This window comes from Micromonospora sp. 050-3 (assembly GCF_046549335.1).
Taxonomy (GTDB): Bacteria; Actinomycetota; Actinomycetes; order Mycobacteriales; family Micromonosporaceae; genus Micromonospora; species Micromonospora trifolii.
In genome coordinates this window covers 1-969 of sequence record NZ_JAJPVX010000007.1, presented here as the reverse complement: position 1 = coordinate 969, position 969 = coordinate 1, and the positions used below count along the sequence as shown (strand labels likewise).

Below are 969 nucleotides of genomic sequence, written 5' to 3'. Positions count from 1 at the left end.
GTCTTCTTCCGTGCCACCAAACGGCGGGGGTGATGCTGCCAACTTACTGATTTAGTGTATGATGGTGTTTTTGAGGTGCTCCAGTGGCTTCTGTTTCTATCAGCTGTCCCTCCTGTTCAGCTACTGACGGGGTGGTGCGTAACGGCAAAAGCACCGCCGGACATCAGCGCTATCTCTGCTCTCACTGCCGTAAAACATGGCAACTGCAGTTCACTTACACCGCTTCTCAACCCGGTACGCACCAGAAAATCATTGATATGGCCATGAATGGCGTTGGATGCCGGGCAACCGCCCGCATTATGGGCGTTGGCCTCAACACGATTTTCCGCCATTTAAAAAACTCAGGCCGCAGTCGGTAACCTCGCGCATACAGCCGGGCAGTGACGTCATCGTCTGCGCGGAAATGGACGAACAGTGGGGCTATGTCGGGGCTAAATCGCGCCAGCGCTGGCTGTTTTACGCGTATGACAGTCTCCGGAAGACGGTTGTTGCGCACGTATTCGGTGAACGCACTATGGCGACGCTGGGGCGTCTTATGAGCCTGCTGTCACCCTTTGACGTGGTGATATGGATGACGGATGGCTGGCCGCTGTATGAATCCCGCCTGAAGGGAAAGCTGCACGTAATCAGCAAGCGATATACGCAGCGAATTGAGCGGCATAACCTGAATCTGAGGCAGCACCTGGCACGGCTGGGACGGAAGTCGCTGTCGTTCTCAAAATCGGTGGAGCTGCATGACAAAGTCATCGGGCATTATCTGAACATAAAACACTATCAATAAGTTGGAGTCATTACCGGTCAGGTTTTGGTTCCATTTATTATCGATCCAGTAACAAAAGAACGTAAACAAATCCATCCAGAAGATATACATCTCACTGCAAAAGACTTCGAAGCAAGTAAAGATAACATCTCTAAGGATGAATGGGAAAACCTCCATGCATTAAAAGAAAAGCATTTAAATGGAATGCC

Annotated in this window: 1 protein-coding gene; it reads left to right on the top strand. The window is 50.7% G+C overall.

The features are described 5' to 3' along the window. Positions 1-83: 83 nt before the first annotated feature. Positions 84-781 (top strand): IS1-like element IS1A family transposase gene (locus tag ACLJOK_RS33535; RefSeq protein WP_223369285.1). Its coding sequence is split into 2 segments (ribosomal slippage): positions 84-333 and positions 333-781, totalling 699 coding nucleotides; the frame shifts between segments, so codons are not numbered across the junction. Positions 782-969 lie beyond the last annotated feature (188 nt).